Source organism: Cognatilysobacter tabacisoli, assembly GCF_003586305.1.
Classification (GTDB): Bacteria; Pseudomonadota; Gammaproteobacteria; order Xanthomonadales; family Xanthomonadaceae; genus Cognatilysobacter_A; species Cognatilysobacter_A tabacisoli.
Genome location: NZ_KZ987400.1, coordinates 252,445 through 276,605, shown reverse-complemented (window position 1 = coordinate 276,605; position 24,161 = coordinate 252,445). Strand labels below are relative to the sequence as shown.

Sequence of the window (24,161 nt, the reverse complement as noted above, 5' to 3'; positions counted from 1 at the left end):
GCCGGTCTCACCGCGTGAGACGCCGCGGCAGTCCACTGGCGCCCCCCAGGAGGACGCGCCATGAACGAGCATGCGCTGGTACCCGTCACCCACGGCGCGATCGACGACGGCGCCGGCGCCGAGGCCGTGCCGGCGACCGAAAGCAGCACCTCGCTGGCGCCGGTGCGCGACCGCGCCGACGGCGCGCAGCTTGGTGCGCGGCTGGCGCGGCGCTACGGCGACCGCATCACCGGCCACTTCACGATCCCCGGCCGCGCCGGAGACTATGCCGCGCTGCCCGACGACCTGCCGCCGGCGCTGGCCGCGGCGCTGCGCGCGCGCGGCATCGACCGGCTGTACGCGCACCAGGCGCAGGCGTGGCAAGCCGCGCAGCGCGGCGAGCACCTGGCCATCGTCACGCCGACCGCGTCCGGCAAGTCACTGTGCTACACGCTGCCGGTGATCGCCGCGGCGCTGGCCCGGCGCGATGCGGCGCGCGCGCCGCTGGCCGATGTGCATCGCGTCGACGAGGCGTCCGGCACCGGACCGGCCGCCAGCGACCTCGACGTGGCCGGCCACGCCGGTGCGTCCGCGCGCGGCGGCCACAAGGCGCTGTACCTGTTCCCGACCAAGGCGCTGGCGCAGGACCAGGTCGCCGAGCTGCTCGAGCTCAGCCGCGCCGGCGACCTCGGCCTGAAGGCCTTCACCTTCGACGGCGACACCCCCGGCGACGCGCGGCTGGCGATCCGCCAGCACGGCGACATCGTGGTGTCGAACCCGGACATGCTCCACCAGGCGATCCTGCCGCACCACACCAAGTGGGCGCAGTTCTTCGAGAACCTGCGCTACGTCGTCATCGACGAGGTCCACACCTACCGCGGCGTGTTCGGCAGCCACGTCACCAACGTGCTGCGCCGGCTCAAGCGCATCTGCGCGTTCTACGGCGTGCGCCCGCAGTTCATCCTGTGCTCGGCGACGATCGGCAACCCGCGCGAGCACGCGCAGGCGCTGATCGAGGACGGCGTCCACGCGATCACCGAGTCGGGCGCGCCGACCGGCGACAAGCACGTGCTGCTGTGGAACCCGCCGGTGGTCAATCCCGACCTCGGCCTGCGCGCGTCGGCGCGCTCGCAGAGCAACCGCATCGCCCGGATCGCGGTGAAGGCCGGGCTGAAGACGCTGGTGTTCGCGCAGTCGCGGCTGATGGTCGAGGTGCTGACCAAGTACCTCAAGGACGTGTTCGACGCCGACCCGCGCAAGCCGCCGCGCATCCGCGCGTACCGCGGCGGCTACCTGCCGACCGAGCGCCGCGCCGCCGAGCGCGACATGCGCGCCGGCCGCATCGACGGCATCGTCAGCACCTCGGCGCTGGAGCTCGGCGTCGACATCGGCGCGCTCGACGTGGTCGTGCTCAACGGCTACCCGGGCTCGGTCGCGGCGACGTGGCAGCGCTTCGGCCGCGCCGGGCGGCGCCAGCAGCCCAGCCTCGGCGTGCTGGTGGCCAGCTCGCAGCCGCTCGACCAGTACGTGGTGCGGCACCCGGAGTTCTTCGCCGGCGCGCCGCCGGAGCACGCGCGGATCGCGCCGGACCAGCCGCTGATCCTGTTCGACCACATCCGCTGCGCCGCGTTCGAGCTGCCGTTCCGCGTCGCGGAGATGTTCGGCCCGATCGAGCCGTCGGTGTACCTGGAGGCGCTGGCCGAAACCGGCGTCGTGCACCGCGAGGGCGAGCGCTGGGAGTGGATCGCCGACAGCTACCCGGCCAACGCGGTGTCGCTGCGCTCGGTCGCCGACGGCAACTTCGTCGTCGTCGACCGCACCGACGGACGCCAGCAGATCATCGCCGAGGTCGACTACTCGGCCGCCGCGCTGACCCTATACGAGGGCGCGATCCACATGGTCCAGAGCACCCCGTACCAGGTCGAGCGGCTCGACTGGGAGGGTCGCAAGGCCTACGTCACGCGCACCTTCGTCGACTACTACACAGACTCGATCGACTACACCCAGCTGAAGGTGCTCGAACGCTTCGACGGCGGCGCCGCCGGGCGCGGCGACTGCCACCACGGCGAGGTGCACGTGGTCCGCCGCGTCGCCGGCTACAAGAAGATCCGCTACTACACCCACGAGAACATCGGCTACGGGCCGGTCACGCTGCCCGACCAGGAGCTGCACACCACCGCGCTGTGGTGGCAGCTGCCGCACGCGACGCTGCTGGCGTGGTTCGCCAGCCGGCAGGAGGCGCTCGACGGGTTCCTCGGCGCGGCGTACGCGCTGCACGTGGTCGCCACCGTCGCGGTGATGGCCGACGCACGCGACCTGCAGAAGGCGGTCGGCAACGGCGACGGCGCGTGGTTCGCGACGCCCGACGCCGGCGGCCGCGGCCAGCTGCGCGGGCTCGACGGGCGCGCGCTGGCCACTGCCGGCGCCGATGCGGTGGAGCTCGACCAGGGTCGCCAGTTCGTGCCGACCGTGTACCTGTACGACAACTTCCCCGGCGGCGTCGGCCTCAGCGAGCCGCTGTGGCTGCGCCAGGCCGAGCTGGTGCAGCGCGCGGTCGAGCTGGTCGCGCGCTGCGACTGCCGCGCCGGCTGCCCGGCCTGCGTCGGCCCGGTGCTGGCCGCCGACGAGCACGACGGCGACGCGACGCCGAAGGCGCTGGCGCGGCGCGTGCTCGCGCTGCTGGCCGATGCCGAACTGCGGCCGGAGTCGCTGCGCCACGCGGTCGCGCCGTGAGCGTCACCCTCGAGCGGCTGCGCGCGCTGAAGCGCGAGGCCGGCGGGCACGCGCCGCCGCCTGCTGCACCCGTGGCCGTGGCCGTACATCCGGCAATCGTCGAGTCGCCGTGCGCGGGCGACCCGACCGCACCGCCGCCTGCCGCGCTGGAGGTGCGCACGCCCCCGATCACCACGCCCGCGCCGCGCGCGGCGACGTCGATCGAGGCGCTGCGGCGGCTGCTCGGCGTGCGCGAGCGCCCGGCGGTGGCGCTGCGACCGCACGGCCCGGTCGACCGCCACGTGCCCGGCGAGGAGATCGCGCCGGGCCTGTTCTACGTCGAGGAGCGCGTGCCGCTGCCGCCGCCGGACGCGCCGGTGCCGCTCGCGTTCGCCCGGCGCGACGACGCCGTCGACCCGCACGCGCTGCTGTTCTTCGACACCGAGACCACCGGGCTGGCCGGCGGCACCGGCACGCGCGCGTTCATGGTCGGCGCGGCCGACTGGCACGACGGCGGGCTGCGCGTGCGCCAGCTGACGATCGCCACGCTCGCCGCCGAGGACGCGATGCTGCGCACGTTCGCCGGCTGGCTGCGCCCCGGCACCGTGCTGTCGAGCTACAACGGCCGCTGCTACGACGCGCCGCTGCTGAAGACCCGCTACCGGCTGGCGCGGCAGCCGTGCCCGGTCGCGCCGCTCGACCACGTCGACCTGCTGTTCCCGACCCGGCGCCGCTACCGCGGGGTCTGGGAGAACTGCCGGCTGGCGACGGTCGAGCGCGAACTGCTGCGCATCGTGCGCGAGGACGACCTGCCCGGGTCGGAAGCGCCGGCCGCGTGGCTGGCCTACCTGCGCGGCGGCAGCGCGCGCAACCTGCGCCGCGTGCTGGCCCACAACCGCCAGGACGTGATCACGCTGGCGCGGCTGCTGCTGCGACTGGCCGAGGCCTGAGGCCGGGCGCCGGGGCGCGGCGGGTCTGCGTATACGCGGCGCACACGCGGCCCGGGCGACGGTGCCGCCATCCGTCCACCGGAGTCCGACCATGCGCCCCCTGACCCTTGCCGCGACGCTCGCGGCGCTGACTGCCCTGACCGCCTGCGCGCCGATGCCGCCGGCCGGTGGACCGCCGCCGGTGTCGGGCGTGTGCAACGCCGACGGCGCGCGCAGCGCGATCGGCATGGCGCCGTCGCCGGACGTGGTCGAGCGCGCGCGGGTCGGCTCGGGCAGCGCCACGGTGCGCGTGCTCGGCCCGAATGACGCAGCGACGATGGACTTCCGTCCGGACCGCCTGAACCTGATCACCAACGACCGGGGCGCGATAACCACCGCGCGTTGCGGCTGATGCGCCGCCTGCACCGTGCCCCGCGCGGGCTGCTGCCGCGCGGCCTGCGCGCCAGCGGGCTGGTCGCGGCGATCGCGATCGCCTTCTCCGCCTGCACCACGAGCACCCCGCCCATGGCCGACCCGACCCCGCCCACCGGCCTGAGCTGCAACGCCGACGCCGCCCGCGACGCCGTGCTCGGCCAGGTCGCCTCGACCGAGGTCGTCGAGCAGGCCCGGCTCGCCGCGGGCGCGCAGATGGCGCGCGTGCTCTCGCCCGGCCAGATGGTGACGATGGAGTACCGCGAGGGGCGGTTGAACATCGACGTCGACGCGAAGAACGTCATCACCAACCTGCGCTGCGGCTGACGCGCGCCGCGGCGCATAGACTGGCGGCACCGTCCGCCCCGGAGCCGCCGCCATGCGCCGCCACCACTGGTTGCTCGCCGCGCTCGTGCTGGTCGGGCTGTGGGTCTGGTCGCACGGCCTGCGCGACGGCTCGCCGCCCCCGTCCCCCGCCACCGTCCCCGCACCGGCCACCGCGCCCGGCGCCGGGCGCGACGTGGAACTGCCGGCGTCGACGCCGACCCCGGCGCAGCGCCCCGCCGCGCCGCTACCGGATTTCCTGCCGCCGGAAGCCGGCCCGGTGCTCGCCGCGATCGAGCGCGGCGGTCCGTTCGAATACCGCCAGGACGGCGGCGTGTTCCAGAACCGCGAGCGCCGTTTGCCGGCGCGGCCGCGCGGTTACTACCGCGAGTACACCGTCGACACGCCCGGGTCGGACGACCGCGGCGCGCGCAGGATCGTGACCGGCGGCGACCCGCCGACCGAGTACTGGTACACCGCCGACCACTACCGCAGCTTCCGCCGCTTCGATCCGCCGGGGGCGACGCGATGAGCGCCGCCGAGCTCGCCGCCCAGCTCGCCGACGCCGGTCACGCCGGCGCGTACTTCGTCAGCGACGACGACCGCGACGGCATGCTCGCCGCCGCGCGCACGCTCGGCTTCGCCGTGGCGCGCGTCGACCTGGCCGGGGCGACGACGAAGGCCGACGTGCTGGCGCGGATCGCCGCCGCGCTCGCGTTCCCGGACTGGTTCGGCCACAACTGGGACGCGCTCGCCGACGCGCTCGGCGACCTGTCGTGGGCGCCGCCGGCGCCGGGTCGGGTGCTGCTGTTCGAGCACGCCGACGCGTGGCGCGACGCCGAGCCGGACGAGTTCGACACGCTGCTGGCGATCCTCGACGAGGCCGCGTTCGACTGGGCCGACCGCGACGTGGCGCTGTGGTCGCTGCTGACGGTGCCGCCGGAGCGGCTCGCCGTCGACGCCGACGACGACCGGGATTGACCGCGGCCGCTCAGCGCGCCGCGGGTGCTGCGGGCGCGCGCGTGCGCGGCGCCCGGTGCGCGCGGCGCAGGAACCGCAGCGCCGCCTGCTCCCACTGCCGCGCACCGCGCGCGTCGGCCGCGGCCCGCGCGAGCGAGCCGTCGAGCCAGCCGGCCGGCACTGCCGGGTCGACGTACGCCTTGCGGCACACCGCGACGGTGTTGCCGAGCGTCTGCGCGACCTCGGCGATCACCTCGCGCACCGCGCGGTCGCGCGCGGTCTGCGAGGCGTCGGGCTCCGGCGCCGGGCGCGCGGCGAAGCGGCGGAACGCCTCGAGCGTGCCGCCCCAGGTGCGGAAGTCCTTGGCGGTGAAATCCTCGCCCATCGCCGCGCGCAGGTAGTCGTTGAGCTGGCCGGAGTCGACCGGCTGCACCGCGCCGTCGTCGTCGCGGTACTGGAACAGCGCCTGCCCGGGCAGCTGCTGGCAGTGGCGCAGCAGCCGCACCAGCGCGCGGTCGTCGAGCACGCGCTCGTGCACCAGCCCGCCCTTGCCGCGGAACTGCAGCCGCGCCCGCCCGCCCTGCACGAACGCGACGTGGCGGTTGCGCAGCGTGGTCAGGCCGAACGAGCCGTTGTCGCGCGCGTAGGCGTCGTTGCCGACCCGCACCAGCGTCTGCGCCATCACCGCGACCGCGATCGCCAGCACCTTCGGCTGCGGGAACCCGCGCAGCGCCAGGTCGCGGCGCAGCGTGCGGCGCAGCCGCGGCAGCGATTCGCCGAACGCGACGATCCGCTCGAACTTGCCGTCGCCGCGCACGTGCTGCCAGTCGCGGTGGTAGCGGTACTGCTTGCGCCCGCGCGCGTCGCGCCCGGTCGCCTGCAGGTGGCCGTCGGCGCGCGCGCAGATCCACACGTCGACGTAGGCCGGCGGGATCGCCAGCGCGCGGATCCGCGCGAGCGTGTCGGCGTCGCGCACCGGCGCGCCGTCGGCGTCGCGGTAGCCGAAGCCCTTGCCGCGGCGCACGCGGGTGATCCCGGGGTCGGCGTCGCTGACGTAGCGCAGGCCCGCCTGCCGGGCGGCGTGCGCGTTGGCGTCGGGGACGGACGGGGACGCGGCGCGGGCAGGCATGCGCCGAGCATCGCGGCGCGCGCGTCAACGCGCCGGCAAGCTGCGCTCGGCCGGGCTCAGGCCGCCTGCGAGGCCGACGCTGGCGACGCCGCGGGCGCGCGCGCGTAGCGCCAGCCGATCAGCACCGCGCTGGCCAGCACCGCCGAGGCGATGAAGAACGGCGCGCCGGGCAGCTTCAGCGGCGCCGCATCGCGGATGAACCAGCCGAAGCTGCCGGCGAACAGCGCCGGCCCGGCGATGCCGGCCAGGCTGACGAGGCTCATCAGCGCGCCCTGGATGCGGCCCTGCACGTCGGCGCCGACCTGGCGCGTGATCAGCGCCTGCGTCGCCGGCGCGGCCAGCGCCCACAGCGCGCTGATCGGCAGGCCGACGTAGAACATCCAGCCGCGGTCGGCGAGCGCGTAGATGAAGAAGCCGACCACGCCGCAGCCGAGACCGAACAGCAGCGTGCGCCGCTCGCCGAGCGCCTTGACCACGCGCCCGACCAGCAGTGCGTTGACGATCACGCTGAACACCCCGACCAGGGCCAGCACGTAGCTGACCTCGCCGGGGCCCCAGCCGTAGCGGTAGTCGGCGAACAGCACGAACACGCTCGGGTACACGTAGTGCGCGAGGTTGGCCAGGAACACGACCGCGGCCAGGCCGAACACCTGCGGGTAGCGCTTGAGCAGCAGCAGCGAGCCGACCGGGTTCGCGTGCGACCAGTCGAAGCGCGCGCTGCGTCGCTCTTTCGGCAGCGACTCGGGCAGCACGAACAGGCCGTACAGGAAGTTCAGCAGCGCCAGCCCCGCGGCGAACCAGAACGGCAGGCGCAGGTCGATCGCGCCGAGCTGGCCGCCGATCAGAGGGCCGACGATGAAGCCCAGCCCGAAGGCCGCGCCGATCATCCCGAAGCTCTTCGCGCGCTGCTCCGGCGGGGTCACGTCGGCGATGTACGCGTTCGCGGTGCTGAAGCTGGCCGACGTCATCGCCGAGATGATCCGGCCGACGAAGAGCCACGCCAGCGACGGCGCCAGCGCCATGAACACGAAGTCGAGGCCGAGCCCGAGGCACGACAGCAGGATCACCGGGCGCCGGCCGAAGCGGTCCGACAGCGCGCCCTGGATCGGCGAGCAGAGGAACTGGATCGCCGCGAACACGGTGCCGAACGCGCCAACCCAGTACGCCGCGTGCGCGGTGTCGCCGCCGGCGAACTGTTCGACCAGGTGCGGCAGCACCGGAATGATCAGGCCGAACGACAGCACGTCGATCAGCACGGTAACGAAGATGAAGACCAGCGCCGCGCGGCGCGGGCCGGGCGCGGCCGGGGCGGCCGGGGCGGCCGGCGAGGGGGAGTCGGTCACGGGGGATCGGCGCGGAACAGGCAGGCGCGCAGTCTAGCGCCAAGGTCGCGCGGGGCCCGGAGCCGTTGCGCGGGCGGGTCGCGCGCCGATTCGCGGCGGTCTCCACGCACCGCCCGAGCGGCCCGCACGCCGCCGTACGGTTACAGCGGAAACCGTTTCATTTTCAACGGTTTACCGGTTTGCCGCAGCGCACAAATTGTGCTCTAGTCGGGCCACGCTTGGACCGATCGCCTGCCCCCGCGCCGCCCGGTGCGGCCGGGCCGGCGGGGGGTCCTGCGCGCCGCGCTCCCGCGCCCGCCCGGGAGCCCGACCCCGCCGTCGAGGACCCCCGCGATGCCCGCAGCGCCGCCCCGCCCGTCCCCGTCCCCGCCGCCGGCCCCGCTGTGGGACCCGCGCGACGAGCACGACGCCTGCGGGTTCGGACTGATCGCCCAGCTCGACGACCAGCCCAGCCGGGCGATCGTCGACCGCGCGATCGAGGCGCTGGTGCGCATGACCCACCGCGGCGGCGTCGCCGCCGACGGCCTGACCGGGGACGGCTGCGGCCTGCTGCTGCGCCAGCCGGACGCGTTCCTGCGCCGGCTCGCGGCCGAGGCGGGCCTGCCGCTGCCGCGCACGTTCGCCGCCGGGCTGGTGTTCCTGCCGCACGACGACGCCGGCGCGCGCCGCGCGCGCGAGACGCTGGCCGCGCAGCTGGCACGCGAGCAGGTCGACGTTGCCGGCTGGCGCGCGGTGCCGGTCGACGCGAGCGCGTGCGGTGAGCGCGCGCGCGACTCGATGCCGCGGATCGAACAGGTGTTCGTGGTACCGGCTGCCGGCGGCGCCGACGCGACCGGCTTCGAGCGCGCGCTGTTCCTCGCGCGCCGGCGGGCCGAGCAGGCGCTGCGCAACCTGGCCGACTTCTACGTCGTGTCGCTGTCGGCGACCACGCTCGGCTACAAGGGCATGGTGCTGCCGGACCGGCTGGTGCAGCTGTTCCCGGACCTGCGGCGCGACGACCTCACCACCAGCGCGGTCGTGTTCCACCAGCGCTTCTCGACCAACTCCGCGCCGCGCTGGCCGCTCGCGCAGCCGTTCCGGCTGTTGGCGCACAACGGCGAGATCAACACGATCGCCGGCAACCGCGTGTGGGCGCAGGCGCGCGCGCATGCCTGGCACACGCCGGCTCTCGACCTGCGCGAGTTCGACCCGGTGATCACCGTCGACGGCTCCGACTCGCAGAGCCTCGACGACATGCTCGGCGTGCTGCTGGCCGGCGGCATGGACCTGCTGAAGGCGATGCGGATCCTGATCCCGCCGGCGACCCAGTCGCTGGAGTACCGCGACGCCGACCTCGCCGCGTTCTACGAGTACTACGCGCTGAACTGCGAGCCGTGGGACGGCCCCGCCGGCATCGTCACCCTCGACGGTCGCTTCGCCGCGTGCACGCTCGACCGCAACGGCCTGCGCCCGGCTCGCTGGCTGCGCACCCGCGACCGCCACTTCCTGATCGCGTCGGAGGCCGGCGTGTGGGAGCTGCCGCCGGACGAGATCGAGGCCAAGGGCAAGCTCGGTCCGGGCGAGATGATCGCGGTCGACCTGTCGGCCGGCGAGCTGCTCGACAGCGAGGCGATCGACGCGATCAACCGCAAGCGCGCGCCGTACAAGCGCTGGCTCAAGCAGGGCACGACCTACCTGCAGACCGAGCTGATCGACCCGAGCCTGACCGCCGACCCGTTCGAGCGCGAGACGCTCGCGGGCTTCCAGAAGCTGTTCCAGCTGACCCGCGAAGAGGTCGAGCAGGTGCTGCGGCCGCTGGCCGAGACCGAGCAGGAGGCGACCGGCTCGATGGGCGACGACCTTCCGGTGTCGGTGCTGAGCCAGCAGGTGCGGCCGCTGTACGACGGCTTCCGCCAGGCGTTCGCGCAGGTCACCAACCCGCCGATCGACCCGCTGCGCGAGGACTGCGTGATGTCGCTGGCGACCCAGATCGGCCGCGAGGGCAACGTGTTCGCCGACGGGCCCGGCAACGCCAACCACGTGCTGCTGAACTCGCCGGTGCTGTCGCAGCGCAAGGTCAAACAGCTGCTCGCGATGGCCCCGTTCGACGGCGCGCACCGCTACCTCGACCTGAACTACGCGCCGGACGAAGGCCTCGAGGCCGCGCTGCGCCGGATCTGCGCCGAGGCCGAGGCCGCCGCGCGCGCCGGCCACGTGCTGCTGATCCTGTCCGACCGCCGGCCGCAGCGCGACCGGCTGATGGCGCACGCGCTGCTCGCGACCGGCGCGGTGCACCAGCACCTGGTGCGCACCGGGCTGCGCTGCGAGAGCAACCTGATCGTCGAGACCGGCACCGCGCGCGACCCGCACCACTTCGCCTGCCTGATCGGCTTCGGCGCCACCGCGGTGTACCCGTACCTGGCGTACCAGACGCTGCACGACCTGGGCACGCGCGGGATCCTGAAGACCCTGCACGGCGAAGTCACCGAGATCGGCCGCAGCTACCGGCGCGGGATCAAGAAGGGCCTGCTGAAGATCATCTCGAAGATGGGCATCAGCACGATCGGCAGCTACCGCGGCGCGCAGCTGTTCGAAATCATCGGGCTCGACCGCGAGGTCGTCGACCTGTGCTTCGCCGGCGCGGCCGCGCGCATCGGCGGCGCCGGCTTCGCCGCGCTGCAGGCCGACGCCGCGCACCTGGCGCGGCTGGCATGGGACGGCAACGCGCTGCCGGAGATCGGCGGGCTGCTGCGCTACACGCCCGACGGCGAGTACCACCTGTTCAACCCGGACGTGGTGGTTCGCCTGCAGCAGGCGGTGCGCAGCGGCGACTGGGCCGACTGGCAGGCGTATGCGACGACGGTCAACGAGCGCCCGCCGTCGACGCTGCGGGACTGGCTTCAACTCCGACCCGCCGGCCCGGCCATCGACGTGGACGCGGTGGAGCCGGTGGCGGACATCGTTCGCCGCTTCGATTCGGCGGCGATGAGCCTGGGCGCACTGTCGCCGGAGGCGCACGAAGCGCTGGCCATCGCGATGAACCGGCTCGGCGGCCGCAGCAACTCCGGCGAGGGCGGCGAGGACCCGGCGCGCTACGGCACCGCGAAGGTGTCGAAGATCAAGCAGATCGCGTCCGGCCGCTTCGGCGTGACGCCGGAGTACCTGGTCAATGCCGAGGTGCTGCAGATCAAGGTCGCCCAGGGCGCCAAGCCCGGCGAAGGCGGCCAGCTGCCCGGCCACAAGGTCGACGCGACGATCGCGCGGCTGCGCCACGCGCGGCCCGGCATCGGCCTGATCTCGCCGCCGCCGCACCACGACATCTATTCGATCGAGGACCTCGCCCAGCTGATCTTCGACCTCAGGCAGGTCAACCCCGACGCGCTGGTGTCGGTGAAGCTGGTCTCGCACGCCGGCGTGGGCACGATCGCCGCCGGCGTGGCCAAGGCCGGCGCCGACCTGATCACCGTGTCCGGCCACGACGGCGGCACCGGCGCCAGCCCGATCAGCTCGATCCGCTACGCCGGCACGCCGTGGGAGCTGGGCCTGAGCGAGGCACGCCAGGCGCTGCTCGGCAACGGCCTGCGCGAACGGGTGATCCTGCAGACCGACGGCGGACTCAAGAGCGGGCTCGACGTGGTCAAGGCCGCGCTGCTCGGCGCGGAAAGCTTCGGCTTCGGCACCGCGCCGATGATCGCGCTGGGCTGCAAGTACCTGCGCATCTGCCACCTCAACAACTGCGCGACCGGCGTGGCGACGCAGGACGAGCGCCTGCGCCGCGACCACTTCACCGGCCTGCCCGAGCGCGTCGAGAACTTTTTCCGCCTGCTCGCCGAGGAGGTGCGGCATTGGCTGGCGCAGCTCGGCGCGCACACGCTCGGCGAGGTCGTCGGCCGCGTCGACCTGCTTGAGCAGCTGCCCGGCGACACCGCGCGCGGACGCCACCTCGACCTGGCGCCGCTGCTCGCCCACGACGGCCTCGCGCACGGCGGCCACTGCGGCGCGCCGGTGCCGCGCGCCGCGGCCGACGGGCTGGCCGCGACGCTCGAGCGCGACCTCGCCGACGCGATCGCGCAGCGCGCCGGCGGCGTGTTCGACTACCCGATCCGCAACACCGACCGCAGCATCGGCGCGCGCCTGTCCGGCCGCATCGCGCGCGCGCACGGCAACCACGGCATGGCCGAGTCGCCGCTGCACGTGCGCTTCCGCGGCAGCGCTGGGCAGAGCTTCGGTGCGTTCCAGGCCGGCGGGCTGCACTTCGAACTCGAGGGCGAGGCCAACGACTACGTCGGCAAGGGCATGGCCGGCGGCCGCATCGTGATCCGCCCGCCGACCGGCGCCGGCTGGGTGCCGCACGAGTCGCCGATCCTCGGCAACACCTGCCTGTACGGCGCCACCGGCGGCGCGCTGTACGCGGCCGGCCGCGCCGGCGAGCGCTTCGCAGTGCGCAACTCCGGCGCGACCGCGGTGATCGAAGGCGCCGGCGACCACTGCTGCGAGTACATGACCGGCGGCGCGGTGGTCGTGCTCGGCCGCACCGGGCTGAACTTCGGCGCCGGCTTCACCGGCGGCATGGCCTACGTGCTCGACCTCGACCGCGATTTCGTCGACCGCTACAACCACGAGCTGGTCGACATCCTGCGCATCGGCGGCGACGGCTTCGACCACCACCGCGCGCACCTGCGCGGCCTGCTCGAGACCCACATCGCGCTGACCGGCAGCCGCTGGGCGCTGCGCGTGCTCAGCGACCTGCGCGACTACCTCGGCAAGTTCTGGCTGGTGAAGCCCAAGGCGGCGAGCCTGGAGTCGCTGGCCGACACGCTGAAGAGGGCCGCATGAGGGCTGCGTTCTTCCTGCTGCGCACGAACACCCCCACGGTCGGCGTCGCCGACCGCGGGCCCCGCCGTGCGCTCTCCATCCCCGCGCCTGTGGCGCGCCCCCTTGCGAACGGGGCTGTTGCTGCCCCGCGCGCGCGCAGCTGCGGAGAGAGTAGCGCATGAGCCGGAAGACCGATCCACGGCGCGATGGCGCTTTCAAGCAGCCTTTTCTCTTCCGCGACGCGCCGCGCGCGATGCCGGCGCGGATCCCGCTGCAGCTGCGCCTCGACGGCGACTTCGGCGAGCTCTACGGCCGCTTCGGCGAGGCCGAGGCGAAGGAGCAGGCCGGCCGCTGCCTCGACTGCGGCAACCCGTACTGCAGCTGGAAGTGCCCGCTGCACAACGCGATCCCGCGCTGGCTGGAGCTGGCGCGCGAGGGCCGCGTCGTCGAGGCCGCCGAGCTGTGCCACGAAACCAACCCGCTGCCGGAGATCTGCGGCCGCGTGTGCCCGCAGGACCGGCTGTGCGAGGGCAGCTGCACCCTCGACGACGGCTTCGGCGCGGTCACGATCGGCGCGGTCGAGAAGTACATCGTCGATCGCGCGCTGGCCGAGGGCTGGCGCCCGTCGCTCGCGCATGCGCCGCGCACCGGCCGCCGCGTCGCGGTGGTCGGCGCCGGGCCGGCGGGCCTGTCGTGCGCCGACCGCCTCGCGCGCGCCGGCATCGACGCGGTGGTGTTCGACCGCTACGAGCAGGCCGGCGGCCTGCTGCAGTTCGGCATCCCCGGCTTCAAGCTCGACAAGGGCGTCGTCGCGCTGCGCCGCGAGGTGCTCGAGGGCATGGGGGTGGAGTTCCGTCTCGGCGTGGAAGTGGGCCGCGACGTCACGCTCGACGCGCTGCTCGACGACTTCGACGCGGTGTTCCTCGCCACCGGCGCGACCCGCTACACCGACGGCGGCCTGCCCGGCCAGGAGCTGGCGAACGTGCTGCCGGCGCTGCCGTTCCTCGTGCAGAACGGCCGCGTGGTGACCGGCGCGGACCCGGCCGGCCGGCCGATCGCCGGCTGGGAGGACCGCATCGAGCTGCCCGACCTGCGCGGCCGCCGCGTGGTCGTGCTCGGCGGCGGCGACACCGGCATGGACTGCGTGCGCAGCGCGGTGCGGCTGGGCGCGCGCAGCGTGCAGTGCGTGTACCGGCGCGACGAGGCGAACATGCCCGGTTCCGCGCGTGAGGTCGCCAACGCGCGCGAGGAAGGGGTGCAGTTCCTGTTCAACCGCCAGCCACTGGCGCTGCTCGGCGACGGCGCGGCCGATGACGCAGCGGTGCGCGGCGTGCGCGTCGCGCAGACGGTGCTGGGGGCACCGGACGCGCGCGGCCGCCGGCTCGCCGAGGTGGTGCCGGGCAGCGAGGCGGTGCTCGACGCGGACGTGGTGATCATCGCGTTCGGGTTCCAGCCGGATCCGCCGGCGTGGCTGGCCGCGCACGGGGTCGCGCTCGACGACGCCGGGCGGATCGCCACGTCCGGCGCGCGCGGCGCGTTCCCGTTCCAGACGGCGCACCCGCGGCTGTTCGCCGGCGGCGACTGCGTGCGCGGCGCCGACCTGGTCGTCACCGCGGCGTTCGAGGGGCGCGAGGCGGCCGTGGGGATCGGCCGCTACCTCGCGACGCTGCCGGCGCGCGCGGTCGCGGGCGCCAGCGCGGCGGCCTGACGCGACGACGCCCGGCTCCACGTGGGGCCGGGCGTCGGGTCGAACGGCGTCGCGGCGCTGGCCGCGCGCTACAGCATCAGCGGCCGGGGCCGACGTCGATGAAGCGCAGGAACTCGGCGCGGGTGCGCGCGTCGTCGCGGAACGTGCCGAGCATCTTCGACGTGATCATGCTGACCCCGCGCTTGTGCACGCCGCGGGTGGTCATGCACTCGTGCGCGCCTTCGATCACCACGCCGACGCCGCGTGGCTGCAGCACCTCCTGGATCACCTGCGCGATCTGCGCGGTCATCTTCTCCTGCACCTGCAGGCGCTTGGCGTAGGTGTCGACGACGCGCGCGAGCTTGCTGATGCCGACGACCTTGCCATTGGGCAGGTAGCCCACGTGCGCCTTGCCGATGATCGGCGCGAGGTGGTGCTCGCAGTGGCTCTCGAACTCGATGTCGCGCAGCACGATCATCTCGTCGTAGCCCTCGACCTCCTGGAACGTGCGCTGCAGGTACTCGCCCGGGTCGACCGCGTAGCCGCCGAACCATTCGGTGTAGGCCTTGACCACGCGCTTGGGCGTGTCGAGCAGGCCTTCGCGCGTCGGATCGTCGCCGGCCCACGCCAGCAGGGTGCGGACCGCGGCTTCGGCCTGTTCGCGGGAGGGCTTGGTGGAGTCGGCCATGGCGGCGGGGTCTCGGTGGGGAGGGGCATGCTACTGCAATCGATCCTTACGCCCGCGCGCGGCGCGGGGATGCACGACCGGCGCGACGCCGCGTTCCACCAAGGTGGGCACCGCGGCGGGCGCGTTCAAGCCGGCGGTCAGTCGATCGGCGTGCGCAGCCGCCACGCCAGCCCCGATACGCGGCCGGCATGGCGGGCCAGCGCCGCGCGCAGCACCGGCTCGGACGCGCAGACGTGCAGCTCGGCGCGCGCGCGGGTGATCGCGGTGTAGACCAGCTCGCGCGACAGCACGCGCGCGTCCTGCCGGGGCAGCTGCAGCCACACGCGGTCGAACTCCGAACCCTGCGCCTTGTGCACCGTCATCGCGAACGCGCTGTCGTGCGCCGGCAGCGCCGCGGGGTGGAAGGCGCGCGGCGCGGCGGCGTCGGTGCCCGGGAACCACGCGGCGACCGCGCCGTCGTCGTCCTGCAGGCACACGCCGATGTCGCCGTTGAACAGGCGATGGCGGTAGCTGTTCTCGGTGACCAGCAGCAGCCGCCCGTGGAAGTAGCGCTCGCCTGCGGCCGCACGACGCGACGCCACGCCGGCCGCCGCGGACTGGGCGCGCGCCGACAGCAGCGCCTCGATGCGGGCGTTGAGCCCACGCGCGCCCTGCGGGCCGTCGCGCACCGCGGTCAGCACCCGCAACCGGCCGGCCAGCGCCAGCGCCCGCGCCGGGTCGTCGGCGTCGGCCAGCGCCGACCAGTGCGCGATCAGCGCGTCGCGCCGCGCCTGCAGCGGGTCGGCGAGCCCGTCGTGGAACTGCACGCCGCCCAGCGCGCCGCCGCGCAGCAGCGCCAGCGCGGCGTCGGCGTCGCCGTCGCGGACCGCGGCGGCGAGCGGCGCGAGCTGCAGCGCGGCGCTTTGCCGGTAGCCGCGGGTCAGGTGCACGTGGCGGCCGGCAAACGCCGGCGCGCGCGGCAGCGCGTCGGCGCCGGGGGGGCCGAGCAGCGGCTGCAGCGCGACGGCATCGTCGACCACGATTGCGCCGCCATCGCCGGCGGCGCGCAGCACGCCGCTGAGCACGTCGCCGGCCTCCACCGACGGCAGCTGGTCCGGGTCGCCGAGCAGCAGCAGCCGCGCGCCGTCCGCCACCGCCTCGACCAGCTTGGCCATCAGCGGCAGGTCGATCATCGACGCTTCGTCGACGACGACGACGTCGAACGGCAGCGGGTTCTCGGCGTCGTGGCGGAAGCGCGGCGCGTCGGGAATGGTGCCGAGCAGCCGGTGCAGCGTGGTGCCGCTGGCCGGCAGCGCGGCAACGTCGGCCGCGTCGATGCCCGCATCCAGCAGCGCCTGGCTCGCCGAGCGCACGCTCTCGGCCATGCGCTCGGCGGCGCGCCCCGTCGGCGCGGCCAGCGCGATGCGCGGCGCCGGCCGGCCGGCCAGCCGCGCCTGCGCGACCAGCAGCACCAGCAGGCGCGTGACCGTCGTGGTCTTGCCGGTGCCGGGGCCGCCGGAGACGAGCACCAGCGCGTGGCGCAGCGCGACCGCGGCGGCGCGCGCCTGGCGGTCGCCGCTCCCGGCGTCGGGGAACAGCCGCGCGAACAGCGGCGCGAGCGCCGGCAGCGCGTCGGCCGCGCCGGGCACGTCTTCCTTCGGCGCCTGCGCGCCGGACACGCTTTCTTTCGGCGCCTGCGCGCCGATGCGTCGCAGCCCGAGCGCGAGCCGGCGCTCGTACTCGCGGTAGCGGCGCAGGTACAGCAGGCCGCGCTCGAGCACCAGCGGCGCGTCGGCGGCCGAGGCGTCGTCGCCGGCAATCGGCCGCGCGACCCAGCGCGACGCCTCGAGCGCGGCCCGCCATTCCGCCGCGTCCGGCCAGTCGATCGGCGCGTCGACGAGCACGCGCGGGTCGGCCGGATCGAAGCCGGCGTGGCCGGCGGACACCGCCAGCGACGCCAGCGCCGCGGCGGCGAGCACGCTGTCGGGCGTCTGCGGGTCGAGCCGGCGCAGCGTACGCGCCAGCGCCTGGTCGAGCGTGCGCAGCGCGCCGGCCTCGACGAGGGCCTGCAGCACGCTCATGCCGCGGCCTCCGCGCTACGGCCGGCGAACAGCGCGTCGAGCGCGTGCACCAGCCCGGGGTCGAAGCGCCACGCGTGCACGCCCGGCGCGTCGGCGCGGGTCGCGTCGAGCCCGCGGCAGAACAGGTAGCGCGCGCCGCCGAAGTCGCGCGCGTAGTCGTACCCGTCGCCGAGGCGGAAGCGCAGCCAGCGGTGCAGCGCCAGCGTGTAGATCAGGGCCTGCAGCTCGTACTCGCTGTGGGCCATCGCCTCGGCCAGCTGCGCGGGCGCGTAGCCGGGCAGGCGGTTGGACTTGTAGTCGAGCACGTACCAGCGGCCGTCGTGCACGTAGGTCAGGTCGATCAGGCCGGTCATCAGCCCCTCGAGCCGGCGCCGCGCACCGAAGCCTTGGCGCGCGGCCAGCAGGCCGTGGCGGTGCAGCAGCGCGAGCAGCGCGTCGACCCGGGTCGGCGCGAGCGCGAACTGGAACTCGATCTCCGCGCGCCGCGCGTCGGACGGCACGTCGGCCAGCCGAACGCCTTCGGGCAGGGCCACGGTCAGCGTCTGTCCGACCAGCGGCGTCAGCGCCGCGGCGCCGTCGTCGACGTCCGCGCCCGCGTAGCCGGCCGCGCGCAGGCGCTCGACGATCACGTCGGCATCGGCTGCCGGCGCCACGTCGCCGGGCCGCCAGCGCGCCCACCCGGCGAAGTCGACGCGCTCGAGCACGTCGTGCAGCACCACGCCGAAGCGCGCGCCGGCGAAGCGCGGGTCGAACGCATCGCCGGCCGAACCCGGGTCCTCACCGTCGGGCGTCGCGCCCGGCTCGTCGTGGCCGCCGGGCGCCGGCTGCGTCGCCGCGCTCGTCGCGTCGCCGTGGCCGTCGGCGTTGGCCAGCTGGGTGAAGCTGTACACCCACCAGTCGCTTGCGATCGCGCGGGTCGCCACGCGCGCGGCCGGCACCGCGTCCTCGCGCTCGGGCGGCAGCCACGGCAGCGTCGCCGGCGGCACGCTGTCGTCGATGCGCACGTCGCCGCCGAGCGCGTCGGCCAGCGCCGACGGGTCCGCGATCATGCCGGCGATCGCCGACTTGTCGTGGCCGCAGAACGCGCCACCGGCCAGCCACAGCGCGTCGCGCGCGCGGGTCAGGCCGACGTACAGCAGGCGCGCATCCTCGGCCTGCTGCGCCGTGATCCAGCGCTGCTTCGCGTCCTCCCAGCCGGACACCGACGGCAGCAGTTTCCAGTGCAGCGCGCGGCCGTCGTCGCCGGCCACGGTGACGCGATGGCCCGGCGTCGGCGGCTTGCCGACGATGCCGGCGAACGGGAGGAACACCAGCGGGTACTCGAGCCCCTTGCTCTTGTGCAGCGTGACCACCTGCACCCTTCGCGCATCGGATTCGAGGCGCAGCAGCTGGCGGTCGTCGTCGGCACTCGCCGACGCGATCGCGCGCGCCAGCCAGTCGACCAGCCCGTGCAGGCCGAGCGCCTGCGCCTGCGCCTCCTGCAGCAGCTCGGCCAGCTGCAGGTAGTTGGTCAGGCGGCGCTCGCCGTCGAGCAGGCCGAGCAGGCGTTCGGCGTGTTCGGCGCACAGCCCGGTGACCAGCGCGAGCGGCCCGCCGCGCTGCAGGCGCTCGCGCCAGCCGAGCGCGGCGAGCTGCCAGTGGCGCAGCGCGTCGCCGTCGGCGTCGAGCGCGGCGATCCCACGGGCGTCGACGCCGACCAGCACCGTTGCCAGCGCCGCGCGCAGGCGGCCGTCGTCGGCGCCGTGCAGCAGCGCGAGCAGCAGCGCGTGCACGTCGCGCGCCTCGCCGGTGGCGAACAGGCTCTGCTTGCCGGCCGCGACCGCCGGAATGCCGACCAGCGCCAGCGCGGTGCGGATGCGGGTGGCTTCGCTGTGCGACCGCACCAGCACTGCGATGTCGCCGGGCTGCACCGGTCGGCCGCCGATCGTGGCCAGGCTCGCGCGCGCGTCGAGCAGCACGCGGTGGATCGCCGCGACGCAGGCCTGCGTCGCCAGCTCACGCGAACGCGCGGCGCTGTACGGCTTGACCTTGCCGCGCTCGTCCGGCGGTGGCGCCGGGGCCTGCCACAGGGTCAGCGCGGGCGCGGGGGCGCCGTCGCGGAGGTGGTCGTCGTCGCCGCGGGTGCCGCCGGGTTGGACTTCGCGGAAGGCGATGCGCGGGTCGACGAACGGCGCCCTGCCGTTGGACTCCGCCTGCGCGTACAGCGCGGCGATCGCGCGCAGCACGGCGGGGCGGGAGCGGAAGTTCGCGGCCAGCGGCGGGGCCTCGTCGGCGGTCGCGCGCGCGGCCAGGTAGGTTTCGACGTCGCCGCCGCGGAAGCCGTAGATCGCCTGCTTCGGGTCGCCGATCACGAACAGCCCCGGCGCGCCGCTGCCGGCGCCGAACGCGCGCTCGAAGATCCGCCACTGGCGCGCGTCGGTGTCCTGGAACTCGTCGACCAGCGCGACCGCGTACTGCGCGCGCAGCCGCGCGACGAGGGCGTCGCCGTGCGGCCCGTCGATCGCGTCGGCGACGCGGTCGATCAGGTCGTCGTAGGTCTGCACGCGCTGCTGCCGCTTGAACGTCGCGATGCGCACGCGGGCGTCGTCGCGCAGGCGGTGCAGCAGGCCGACGCGGCGCGCGTCCTGCCACTCGGCCATCGCGGCCAGCGCGTCGAGGTACGCCGGCACCGCGTCGCACACCGGCGATTCGGGCGTTCGGCCGGCGCCGGACTTGCTGGTGCGCAGCTGCAGCGTGGCGCGAGTCAGGTTCTCGAGCTTCGCGTGCTCGAACGGCACGCGCGGGTCGCCGGCGTCGCACCACGCTTTCAGCGCGTCGAACAGCGCGGCAATCCAGTCGGCGCGGTAGCTGCCGCCGTGCAGCACCTTCGACTCGACCGCCGCCAGCAGCGACGCGCGGAAGCCGTCGCCGTGCGCGCGCAGCGCATCGGCGAGCGCGGCGCCGGCGGCGTGCAGGCGCGGGCCGGGGTCGTCGGGCACCTCGGCCAGCGCCGGACGCAGCGCGCGCTCGCGCACCAGCGGCGACAGGTCGGCGCCCAGCGCCGGCGGGCCGCCTTTCCACAGCGCGAGCAGGTCGTCGGCGGCGCCGGCGTCCACGCCGTGCGATCGCCACAGGTCGGCGGCGATCGCCTCGCGCAGCGCCGCGTCGTCGGCCATCAGCTCGGGCGCGTCGAAGCCCTGTCCCGCCTCGAGCGCGTGGTCGCGCAGCACGCGCGCGCAGAAGCCGTGGATGGTGAATATCGCGGCCAGGTCGACGTCGCGCGCGGCCTCGTGCAGGCGCCGGCGCAGGGCATCGGCGTTCTCCGTGCCGCGCGCCAGGTGCGCGTCGAGCACCGCGCGGGTCAGCGCGGCTTCCGGTCCGTCCACGTCCGTCGCGTCGGTGCCGACGAGCGCGGCGGCCATCACCAGCCTCGCGCGGATGCGGCTGCGCAGCTCCTGCGTCGCCGCCTCGGTGAACGTCACCGCGAGGATCTGGCCGATGCGCAGCCCGCGCTCGACCACCAGCCGCACGACCAGCGTCGCCAGCGTGAACGTCTTGCCGGTGCCGGCCGATGCCTCGATCGCGCGCACGCCGTCGAGCGGCAGCGCGAGGTACGGGTCGCGCGCGACGGCGTCGTTCATTCCGCGTCCTCGACGTCGAGGCCGGCGGCGATCGCGCGCAGCGCGGCGGCGTCGGTGCCGGCGTAGTCGGTGCCGGCGACGAGTGCGCCGTAGATCGTCATCGCCAGGTCGACGAACGCGACCTGGGCCGCGGCGTCGTTGAACGGGTCGCGGCCGCGCAGCGCCAGCCGCAGCGCCTCGCCGTCGCCTTCGCTCCAGCTGCGCTCGCTGCCGCGCCATTTCTTCGCGGCCGCGTCGAAGCCCCTGTCGAGCGACGGGGCCGAGTACAGCGCCCAGCCGGCGTACGGCGCGAACGGCAGCGGCTCGCGCAGGCCGCGCGCGCGCAGCGCGACGAGCCGCTTCAGCAGCGCGCGCGCCGCGTCCGCCGCGAGCGGCGCGCGCACGTGCGGCCCGACCCCGGCGTCGCCGCCGTCGTGGAACTCGACCAGCGGCGCGCCGAGGCCGGCCGCGCTGGCGAACAGCCAGTCGAGGCCGTTGCGGATCGCCGACGGACCGTTCGGCACGTCGAAGCGGATGCGGGCAATGCCGTGCGGGTACACGTCGGCCACGCGCCCGTGCAGTACGACGCCGTCGAGGTCGACCTCGCGCCGCGGCGCGTCGGCCAGCGCATCGCCGCGCCACGCGCCGAACGCCTGCGCGTACGCATCGACGTCGGCGCGCACCTGCTCGAGCGTGCGCCGGCCGAGCGGGCCCGACGGCAGCAGGCCGCGCGCGCGCAGCAGCGCGTGGGTGGCCGCATCGTCGTCGCCGCGCAGGCACGCGTCGAACACCGCGCGCTGCAGCGCCTGCTTCGCCAGCCCGCGTGCGGGTGCCAGCAGCGGCTCGACGTCGGCGTCGCCGTCATCGCCGTCGACCTCGGCCAGCCGCAGCCCGAGCCGCTGGCGCAGGAACGCGTCGGCCGGCGCCTGCAGGAAACGGCGCAGCGCGTCGAGCGGCAGCGCGGCGTCGACATCGGTGTCGACCGGGGCGAGCGCGTCGCCGTCGAACCACGCCGGCAGCGGCACGCGGCGCTGCGCACGCTGCGCCGCCGCCGGCCACCACGCCTGCCGGTACGAGAACCGGCGCGGCTCGTCGCCGGCGCCGAACGCGGCCGGCGCAAACGGCTGCAGCGGGTGGTGCACGACCAGCGCGCGCGCCGCGTCGGCGCAGGGCGCGTGCTGGTCGGCCGCGGCGGCGAGCAGTTCGGTCACCAGCACCGACGGCGCGCGCACGCTGCCGTCGCGCGGGTCGACGCCGCGGTAGCTGACGTAGAACACGTCCTGCGCCGCGGCGAACAGCTGCAGGAACAGGAAGCGGTCGTCGTCGCGGGTCGAGCGGTCGCCAGGGCGGCGCGCATCGCCGCCGAGCTCGGCGGTCAGCCGGTTGAGCCCGGCCGACGGATCGCGGCGCGGGAACTCGCCGTCGTCCATGCCGAGCAGGCAGATTGCGCGGAACGGCAGCAGCCGCATCGGCACCATGCGGCCGACGCTGACGCCGCCGGTCAGCAGTGGCGCGCGCGTGTCGGCCTCGGCGAGCGCGGCGGCGAAGTGCGCGCGCACCGCCTCGGCCGGCACCGGCGCGTCGAAGCCCGCGCGGCGCGCGTCGGCGGCGAACGCGTCGATCAGCTGGCGCAGGCGGTCGAGCGCGCGCTGCGTCGCCGGCGCCGACGGCGGCCGCGGCAGCAGCTGGTCGAGCAGGCCGACCAGGCGCGTGCGCCACGCCTCCGGCGGCAGCGCATCGCCGAGCGTGGTCGCGTGGCGGGCGAGCACGCGCAGCAGCCGCACCAGCGTGTCGAGCGCGTCGAGCGCGCGGCCTTCGAGCTCCGGCAGCGGCGCGACCACGTCGCCGGCGGCGGTCGCGATCGGCGCGTCGCTGCCGCTGGCGTGGCCGAGCAGCAGCCGGTCGAGCGCGAACGCCCAGGTGTAGGCGTCGTCGGCGGGCGCATCCAGACGGGCGCGGTGCGCGGCGTCCAGCCCCCAGCGCGCGCCGGCGGCGTGCAGCCACGCGTGCAGCCGCGCGAACGCCTCGGCGTCGAGGCCCGCGGCCTCGGCCAGCGGCGGGCTGGCGAGCAGGTCCAGCGTTTCGTCCAGCCCGAAGCGCGCGACCGGCAGCGCCAGCAGGCGCAGGAACACCTCGGCCAGCGGCTCTCCGGCCAGCGGGCTGGCGTCGGCGAGCGCGTACGGAATCGCGTCGTCGCGCCCGCGGCTGCCGAACACCGCGTCGAAATACGGCAGGTACGGGTCGATGTCCGGCGCCAGCACCGCGACCTCGCGCGGCTGCAGCGGCGGGTCGAAGCGTGGGTCGTCGAACAGCGCGCGCAGCTGGTCATGGAGCACCTGCAGCTCGCGCAGCCGGGTGTGGCAGGCGTGGACCTGCAGGCTCGGGTCGTCGCGTCGCACCGCCGGCAGGCGCGTGCGCGGGTCGTCGCCGGTCGGCGCGAGGGGCGGCGGGGGGCGGCGCTGGAACAGGTCCGACTGCAGCCGCCGCAGCAGGCTGCCGAGCAGCGCGCCGCCGCCGTCGCCGGGGTCGGCGTCGGCGCGCAGTTCCAGGTCCGGATGCACGACCTCGTAGCCGCCGAGCACCGCCATGAAGTCGCGCCCGGCCGCGCCCCAGTCCTGCAGCAGCGGGTTCTCGCTCGTGACGGCGTCGGCGCCGGCGGCGCGCACGCGCTGCAGGTCGCCCCAGTAATCGCGGCTCGGCGACGGCACGTACAGGTGCAGCGTGCCGACCCGCGCCTGCGTGGCCAGCACGCGCAGCACGTCGGGCGACACGTTGAGGGTGGCGAACGCGAACAGCCGCGCCGGCAGCCCGCGCGGCCGCGCAGAGCCGTCACCACCGAAGCGGTCGAGATAGTCCTGGATCCGCCGTGCGCGGTGCGCGCGGCCGCCGGCGACGTGCCGCCACAGCCGCGCCTGCGGGTCGTCGGGGTCGGCGCCGGCCTCCCAGCGCAGCAGCCAGTCGCGGCGCCACGCCTGGTACTTCTCGTAGACGCCGCCGAGCTCGCCGGCCAGCGCCCACGGCTTGACCGGGTCGCGGTCGGACAGGTAGCCGCGAAGCGCGGCCATCGCCGGCGCGCGCAGCACGGCGTCGTCGGTCAGCGCCGCGTACAGCCGCCAGCGCAGCGCCGGGGCGTCGAGGTCATCGCCGTCGCCCGGCACGTTCGCCTGCAGCGCGCGCGCGACGAACTCGCCGGGGGTCAGGAACTCGAGGTTCGCGGCGATCCCGTACTGCGCCGCCAGCGTGGCCTGCAGCCAGCGGCGCATCGCGACCTGCGGGATCAGCACGGTGTCGGGCGCCAGCAGCGGCTGTCCCGGCGCCGGCGCGCGCAGCTCGGCGGCGAGCAGGCCGGCGAGCACCTCGAGCGAGTTCGAGTGGTACAGGCGGAAATCGGTCGCGCCGGCGCCGTCGTCGATCGCACCTTCGGCGCCGACTGCACCGCCGCGCTGCCCGGGGGCGGTCGGCGGTCGGTCGGGGGCGGCGGGCATGCGGCCATGGTGCCGGACGCGCGTCGCATTGCGCGAGACG

General features: G+C 75.4%; 13 protein-coding genes and 1 pseudogene. 8 read left to right on the top strand and 6 right to left on the bottom strand.

The window, feature by feature from the left end:
* The first annotated feature begins 60 nt into the window (after window positions 1-60).
* The 6 genes and pseudogenes from D3A60_RS01185 (at window position 61) to D3A60_RS01160 (ending at window position 5,357) form a co-directional block, all read left to right on the top strand.
* Window positions 61-2,712 carry a DEAD/DEAH box helicase gene (locus tag D3A60_RS01185; protein WP_119716893.1) on the top strand — a complete coding sequence of 884 codons (2,652 nt, stop codon included), beginning with the start codon at window positions 61-63 and terminating at the stop codon, window positions 2,710-2,712.
* Between the two features lie 128 nt (window positions 2,713-2,840).
* Window positions 2,841-3,641: pseudogene (locus D3A60_RS01180) on the top strand (ribonuclease H-like domain-containing protein); the annotation flags it as partial.
* 91 nt (window positions 3,642-3,732) lie between these two features.
* Window positions 3,733-4,032, top strand: a complete 300-nt coding sequence (locus tag D3A60_RS01175; protein ID WP_119716891.1) for an I78 family peptidase inhibitor — start codon at window positions 3,733-3,735, stop codon at window positions 4,030-4,032.
* On the top strand, window positions 4,032-4,379 hold the full coding sequence (locus tag D3A60_RS01170; protein WP_119716890.1) for an I78 family peptidase inhibitor: 348 nt from the start codon (window positions 4,032-4,034) through the stop codon (window positions 4,377-4,379). The genes D3A60_RS01175 and D3A60_RS01170 overlap by 1 nt, the downstream gene beginning before the upstream one ends.
* Window positions 4,380-4,431: 52 nt before the next feature.
* Entirely contained in the window at window positions 4,432-4,908 is a 477-nt protein-coding gene (locus D3A60_RS01165; RefSeq protein ID WP_119716889.1) for a guanyl-specific ribonuclease, read from the top strand.
* The gene (locus D3A60_RS01160; protein WP_119716888.1) at window positions 4,905-5,357 is read left to right on the top strand and encodes a barstar family protein; all 453 of its coding nucleotides are present in this window, start codon (window positions 4,905-4,907) and stop codon (window positions 5,355-5,357) included. Before D3A60_RS01165 ends, D3A60_RS01160 begins: the two co-directional genes overlap by 4 nt.
* 10 nt (window positions 5,358-5,367) lie before the next feature.
* Here D3A60_RS01160 and D3A60_RS01155 read toward each other — a convergent pair whose 3' ends face one another.
* Together D3A60_RS01155 and D3A60_RS01150 are read right to left on the bottom strand one after the other, a co-directional pair.
* Window positions 5,368-6,465 carry a DNA topoisomerase IB gene (locus tag D3A60_RS01155; protein ID WP_119716887.1) on the bottom strand — a complete coding sequence of 366 codons (1,098 nt, stop codon included), beginning with the start codon at window positions 6,463-6,465 and terminating at the stop codon, window positions 5,368-5,370.
* Between the two features lie 56 nt (window positions 6,466-6,521).
* On the bottom strand, window positions 6,522-7,808 hold the full coding sequence (locus D3A60_RS01150) for a TCR/Tet family MFS transporter (protein WP_119716886.1): 1,287 nt from the start codon (window positions 7,806-7,808) through the stop codon (window positions 6,522-6,524).
* Between the two features lie 333 nt (window positions 7,809-8,141).
* Here D3A60_RS01150 and gltB point away from each other — a divergent pair, with 333 nt between their 5' ends.
* Window positions 8,142-12,623 carry a glutamate synthase large subunit gene (gltB, locus tag D3A60_RS01145; RefSeq protein WP_119716885.1) on the top strand — a complete coding sequence of 1,494 codons (4,482 nt, stop codon included), beginning with the start codon at window positions 8,142-8,144 and terminating at the stop codon, window positions 12,621-12,623.
* Between the two features lie 157 nt (window positions 12,624-12,780).
* On the top strand, window positions 12,781-14,310 hold the full coding sequence (locus D3A60_RS01140) for an FAD-dependent oxidoreductase (protein ID WP_119716884.1): 1,530 nt from the start codon (window positions 12,781-12,783) through the stop codon (window positions 14,308-14,310).
* Between the two features lie 76 nt (window positions 14,311-14,386).
* Here D3A60_RS01140 and folE read toward each other — a convergent pair whose 3' ends face one another.
* The 4 genes from folE to recC form a co-directional block, all read right to left on the bottom strand.
* Window positions 14,387-14,977: a GTP cyclohydrolase I FolE gene (gene folE, locus D3A60_RS01135; RefSeq protein ID WP_119716883.1), complete on the bottom strand. Its 591-nt coding sequence runs from the start codon at window positions 14,975-14,977 to the stop codon at window positions 14,387-14,389.
* A 137-nt stretch (window positions 14,978-15,114) separates the two neighbouring features.
* Entirely contained in the window at window positions 15,115-17,037 is a 1,923-nt protein-coding gene (recD, locus tag D3A60_RS01130) for an exodeoxyribonuclease V subunit alpha (RefSeq protein WP_119716882.1), read from the bottom strand.
* Entirely contained in the window at window positions 17,034-20,657 is a 3,624-nt protein-coding gene (locus D3A60_RS01125) for a UvrD-helicase domain-containing protein (RefSeq protein WP_119716881.1), read from the bottom strand. The genes recD and D3A60_RS01125 overlap by 4 nt, the downstream gene beginning before the upstream one ends.
* Window positions 20,654-24,121, bottom strand: coding sequence for an exodeoxyribonuclease V subunit gamma (gene recC / locus D3A60_RS01120; protein ID WP_119717481.1), 3,468 nt, complete (start codon window positions 24,119-24,121; stop codon window positions 20,654-20,656). Before recC ends, D3A60_RS01125 begins: the two co-directional genes overlap by 4 nt.
* Window positions 24,122-24,161 lie beyond the last annotated feature (40 nt).